The 5,285-nt window shown below is 55.3% G+C and carries 6 protein-coding genes; 1 reads left to right on the top strand and 5 read right to left on the bottom strand.

Going from position 1 to position 5,285, the window contains the following annotated elements:
- The 5 genes from ACYC56_RS10960 to dnaK all read right to left on the bottom strand — a co-directional run.
- Positions 1 to 651: Clp protease N-terminal domain-containing protein (locus ACYC56_RS10960; RefSeq protein WP_461374218.1), on the bottom strand; the 651-nt coding region annotated here is incomplete at its 3' end.
- Between the two features lie 10 nt (positions 652 to 661).
- Complete coding sequence (locus tag ACYC56_RS10955) at positions 662 to 1,054, bottom strand: heat shock protein transcriptional repressor HspR (protein ID WP_461374217.1); 393 nt, start codon at positions 1,052 to 1,054, stop codon at positions 662 to 664.
- Between the two features lie 18 nt (positions 1,055 to 1,072).
- Complete coding sequence (locus tag ACYC56_RS10950) at positions 1,073 to 2,029, bottom strand: DnaJ C-terminal domain-containing protein (RefSeq protein ID WP_461374216.1); 957 nt, start codon at positions 2,027 to 2,029, stop codon at positions 1,073 to 1,075.
- A gap of 61 nt (positions 2,030 to 2,090) precedes the next feature.
- Positions 2,091 to 2,651: a nucleotide exchange factor GrpE gene (grpE, locus tag ACYC56_RS10945; RefSeq protein WP_461374215.1), complete on the bottom strand. Its 561-nt coding sequence runs from the start codon at positions 2,649 to 2,651 to the stop codon at positions 2,091 to 2,093.
- A gap of 39 nt (positions 2,652 to 2,690) precedes the next feature.
- Complete coding sequence (gene dnaK / locus ACYC56_RS10940; protein ID WP_461374214.1) at positions 2,691 to 4,529, bottom strand: molecular chaperone DnaK; 1,839 nt, start codon at positions 4,527 to 4,529, stop codon at positions 2,691 to 2,693.
- A gap of 352 nt (positions 4,530 to 4,881) precedes the next feature.
- On the opposite strand from dnaK, the gene ACYC56_RS10935 reads away from it, so the two are divergent.
- Positions 4,882 to 5,067, top strand: coding sequence for an ATP-binding protein (locus tag ACYC56_RS10935; RefSeq protein ID WP_461374213.1), 186 nt, complete (start codon positions 4,882 to 4,884; stop codon positions 5,065 to 5,067).
- The last annotated feature ends 218 nt before the right edge of the window (positions 5,068 to 5,285 follow it).

Genomic DNA, 5,285 nt, shown 5'->3' with positions numbered 1-5,285 from the left:
TTCGGCGATAGCGGTCTTGCCGACGCCGGGGTCGCCGATGAGCACAGGGTTGTTCTTAGTCCGGCGCGAAAGCACCTGGATGATGCGGCGGATCTCATCGTCGCGCCCTATAACCGGGTCGAGCTTGCCGATTCTGGCGAGGCGCGTTAAATCGCGGCTGTATTTCTCGAGCGCCTGGTATTTTTCTTCGGGGTTTTGATCGGTCACGCGCTGGCTTCCCCGCACGTCGACGAGGATTTTTAGGACCGCGTCCTTGGTCACGCCGAGTGCGCGCATGATGGCCGCGGCAGTACCATCGACCGAGACCAGCGCGAGGAGCAGGTGCTCGGTGCTTACATACTCGTCTTTAAGCTGCTCGGCTTCGATAAATGCGCTGTCCATCACCCGCTTTAATTCGGCCGCAACATATGGCATGGCGGTCGCACCCGAGACTTTGGGCCTTCTGCCCAACTCGGCGTTGATCTGATTCGTAACGGAACCCGGAGCGACGCCCAGCTTTTGCAAGATGGGAACGACGATTCCGTCCTGCTGGCCGATGAGCGCGAGGAGCAGGTGCTCCGGCTCGACCTGCTGGTGCCCCATCCCTTCGGCGAGGTGCTGGGCCTCCCCCAATGCTTCCTGCGACTTTATCGTAAACTTATCCATCCTCATAGTTTCACCTCTACTCCCTGAACATCCTCGGCTTTCTCAGCACGACATGGCCGCGCCGCATGGGGACGAGTGCGTTTTGCTGGACCTTTTCAAGCTCCTTGCTCAGGTTTTCCTGCAAGTCCCCAACCCGTTTATGGAGTTCGCCGATGAGGCACTGCGCCTGCTCGATCTGGTCTTGCAGCTCGAATATCTTGATGACCCCGGCCAGATTTACCCCGAGGTCCTGGGTAAGCGTCTGTATCAGCTTCAAACGGTCGACGTCACGCTGGGAGTAGAGTCGGGTGCTCCCCTGCGTGCGCTTGGGTTGGATGAGCTTTTTCCTCTCATAGATCCTCAACGTCTGCGGGTGCATACCCGCAAGCTTTGCTGCGATGCTTATCATGTAAACCGGCTCATCGTACATGTCGTTTCACTCCAGATTTTAAGCTTTTCTAAAGGCCTGCCTCGGGTCGTCTTTTCTGCCGCTCGCAAACCGTATCAACAACTCTTTTTCGGCAGCGGTGAGTTCTTTCGGCACTTCGATTGTCACTGTTGCGAGCATGTCGCCCCTTCCGCTTGCCTTGAGCCTCGGCGCCCCCTTGCCGCGTAGTCGAAACACCTGTCCGTCTTGCGTGCCCGCCGGGATTTTCAAGGAGACCGTACCGTCGACCGTCGGGATCTCGATACTTGCCCCGAGCACCGCCTCCACGAACGTCACCGGCACATCGAGCAGGATATCGCCGCCGTTTCGCTTAAAGAACGGATGGGGCGCTACTTTCGTTATGATAAAGAGATCGCCGGGAGGGCCGCCGTTTTGGCCCGCCTGGCCCCTCCCTTTGAACTTGATCTTGCTTCCATCGGCCGCACCGGCGGGGATTTTGACCGTCTCGGTGACCGGGCTGCCGTTTCCCGCCCGGTCGATCAAGAACTGCACGGTCTTTTCCTTGAGTGCTTCATCGAAGGACAGGTGCACGGTATAGGTGATATCTTGGCCTTTGGCGCGCATGTTCGCCCGCTGGGCCCCCATGCCGCCGCCGAAAAGATCGAAGATATCCCCGATATTTCCGGCTTGAAACCCGCCGCCGAATCCCGGGAACCCGTTAAAGCCACCCGCACCGCCGAAGTTGCCGGCGTTAGGGCTGTGGCCGCCGGGGCCGCGGGCGTTGAAGAAGCTTCCCGTCTCATCGTATTCCTTGCGCTTCTTAGCGTCCTTTAAGACCTCGTACGCCTCGCTTATCTCTTTGAACTTCTCCTCGGTCTCGGCCTTGCTTCCCTTGTTCGTATCGGGATGGTATTTGCGGGCAAGTTTGCGGTAGGCATCCTTTATCTCCTTTTGGGTCGCTTTCCTGCCGACCCCAAGAACCGCATAAAAATCCTTATATGTTCTGCTTGCGCTCATTTATATCACCATAATGTGACCATAATGTGATCGTAATGTGATCGTAATATCACCGCTATAACTACTTCGCGACCTTGACCATCGCCGGGCGCAGGAGCCTGCCCTTAAGGTCGTATCCTTTCTGCAATACCTCGACTACGGTATTTTCTGCATGCTCATCGCTTGCCACCTGCATAACCGCCTCGTGCTTCATCGGATCGAACTCTTCGCCCGCCGGATCGATCACCTCCACGCATTCTTTGGCAAGAAGGCCTTTAAGCTGCGTGTAGATAAGCTCGACGCCCTCCTTAAGCCGTCCGCTTTCCGCGTCGGCCTCGGCGGCGGCGAGAGCACGCTCCAGGTTGTCGATGACCGGCAGGAGCTCCAGCACCACGGTTTGTGCGGCGTACTGGATTATCTGCTCCTGCTCTTTTATCATCCGCTTGCGAAAGTTCTCCATCTCCGCCTGCAGCCGTTTCAGCGTATCCAGGTACTCGGCGGCCTCGGCCTCTTTTTGCTCAAGGCGCTCTTTAAGCTCTCCCTGCGAATCAGGGGTTTGCTCGTCCTGCGCCGCTCCGGTAGCCGCCCGGTCGCGCTCATCGTCGATGCCGCTCCCATCGCCTGCGACTTTATCTTTCGCCAACATCATCACCTCAATAGTATCGAGATTCCCCGACCGGGATTATTTTTTGTCTTCCTCTTCGTTAACGACTTCGTAATCGGCATCGACGACGTTCTCGCCCTCTTGTGAGCCGTCCGCCGCACCGCCGTCGGCCGATGCCTGGCCCTCCTGCTGCGAGTAGACCGCCTGGCCGATTTTATACGACTGCTGCAAAAGCTCCTCGTGAGCGCTCTTGATCCGTTCGATATCGGAGCCCTTGAGCGCATCTTTCACATCGGCAAGCGCCTTTTCGATCGCTTCTTTATCCGCTGCGGAAAGCTTGTCGCCGACGTCTTTTAACGTACGCTCGGTCGTGTAGGTGAGGTTATCGGCGTTGTTTCTGACCTCCGCCTCCTCACGCCGCTTGTGGTCTTCCTCGGCGTGGGCTTCGGACTCGCGCACCATCCTGTCTATCTCGTCCCTATTAAGCGCACCCGCGCCGGTTACGGTAATCCTCTGCTCTTTTCCGGTACCCATGTCTTTTGCGGATACGTTGACGATACCGTTCGCGTCGATGTCGAACGTGACCTCGACCTGCGGGATGCCCCTCGGCGCCGGCGGGATATCCACTAAGTGGAAGCGGCCCAGGGTCTTGTTGTAGGTCGCCATCTCACGCTCGCCCTGCAGGACATGGATCTCAACACTGGTCTGCCCATCGGCAGCAGTGGTAAACACTTCGCTCTTCTTTGTCGGGATGGTCGTGTTTCTCTCGATCATCTTCGTAAATACGCTGCCCAGGGTCTCGATACCCAAGCTAAGCGGCGTGACGTCGAGAAGCAGGATGTCCTTGACCTCGCCCATCAGAACCCCGGCCTGGATTGCGGCGCCAACGGCCACGACCTCGTCCGGGTTTACGCCCTTATGCGGGTCTTTGCCGGTTAAGTCCTTCACCATCTCCTGAACCGCCGGCATCCTGGTCGAGCCGCCGACAAGGATAACGTGATCGATGTCTGACGAGGCGACCCCCGCGTCCTTCATCGTCTGCTCCACCGGCTTGCGGCACCTGTCCAGGAGGTCTGACGTCATCTTCTGGAACTCGCTTCTTGAGAGCGTTATATCCAGGTGTTTCGGACCTTCGGCGTCCGCTGTGATAAACGGCAGGTTGATAGTGGTAGAAAGGGTTCCCGAAAGCTCCATCTTGGCCTTCTCCGCCGCCTCTATTAAGCGCTGTAGCGCCATCTTATCATTTCTTAAGTCAATACCGTTTTTGGCCTTGAAATCGTCGGCCATCCAATCGACGACCTTCTTATCCCAATCGTCGCCGCCAAGGTGGTTGTCGCCCGCGGTCGCCCGCACCTCAAAAACGCCATCGCCGATATCGAGAATGGAAACGTCGAATGTTCCGCCGCCCAAGTCGAAGATGAGGATCGTCTGGTCGTGCTCCTTATCAAGACCGTAGGCAAGCGCAGCCGCCGTCGGTTCGTTGATGATTCGCAGCACCTCAAGTCCAGCGATTTTGCCGGCGTCTTTCGTCGCCTGGCGCTGGGCGTCCTCAAAGTAGGCGGGGACCGTGATCACGGCCTGGGTGATCTTCTCTCCCAGGTACGCCTCGGCATCCCTTTTTAGCTTCTGCAGAACGAACGCCGAAATCTGCTGCGGCGTGTAGTCCTTGCTGTCGATATCGATTTTCCAATTCGTACCCATCTCGCGTTTGACTGACTTGGTCGTGCGATCCGGGTTGGTGATCGCCTGACGTTTCGCAACCTCCCCGACAAGTACCTCACCGGTCTTCGAAAACGCGACGACCGACGGGGTTACTCTGCCACCCTCGGCATTGGCGATAACCTTTGGCTCGCCAACTTCCAGAATGGCCATACACGAGTTGGTTGTCCCTAGGTCAATCCCCAAAGCTTTAGCCATTATTCAACACTCCTTACGCTATGATTTAGTTCTACTATAAAATCTAAGCCTGGTATTGTCAAGTTTGTTAACAATGTCCTTGTTAAGTATATCGATACTCTTAGTATCAACTTTAGCGCGAAGCGCTCTTTTTGTTAAAAAACGGTGCGCCATGACGTTTCTCTATGGCTTGCAACTCCACCCATAGCCGGACGATGATTTGCCGGCTCAAGCGACCCCCATATAGCTAAACTGACCGAGCGTATCCATAATTTACTAAAATGCTTTGCTTAAACCTCTTTACAAGCTGCAAATAGTTTTGTATAAGTTGTTTTAGTGCAAGATGAAGGCTATTTTGAGGAGGAGTTTTTTTATGTCTAGACCAGTAGTTGATGTTGACGAGTGTTCCGGATGCGGAACTTGTGTAGACAGCTGCCCCAACGGCGTGCTTGAGCTCGTTGACGACATCGCCAAAGCAGTTAACGAGGAGAACTGCGACGGCTGCAAAACCTGCATGGAAGAGTGCGCAATGGAAGCTATCGAGGTAGAAGACGAATAGGGAGCTACCTGATTGCTTAGCGACGGCGCCAGGTATAGGTCTGACTTAGTTTTTCATTAAGTTCTCACTTATATCCGGCGCCTTTACTTTTCTGGTCTTTTCCGATTATTTACGAAAACCCGCCTAAAACATACTCTATTGCCTTTAATGCCGTTAGCATGCATTATAATTAATGTAATCTTTTGCTCTTGCCGAATTTATCTGGTAATAATAGAGAA

Source organism: Candidatus Aquicultor sp., from assembly GCF_054640775.1.
The sequence above is the reverse complement of the archived record's forward strand: the minus strand, read 5'-3'. Positions and strand labels throughout refer to the sequence as shown.

Bases quoted from the DNA above. Each gene is read 5' to 3' on its own strand.
- dnaK (WP_461374214.1), bottom strand. From the start codon at position 4,529: ATGGCTAAAGCTTTGGGGATTGACCTAGGGACAACCAACTCGTGTATG.
- ACYC56_RS10950 (WP_461374216.1), bottom strand. From the start codon at position 2,029: ATGAGCGCAAGCAGAACATATAAGGATTTTTATGCGGTTCTTGGGGTC.
- ACYC56_RS10935 (WP_461374213.1), top strand. From the start codon at position 4,882: ATGTCTAGACCAGTAGTTGATGTTGACGAGTGTTCCGGATGCGGAACT.
- ACYC56_RS10955 (WP_461374217.1), bottom strand. From the start codon at position 1,054: ATGTACGATGAGCCGGTTTACATGATAAGCATCGCAGCAAAGCTTGCG.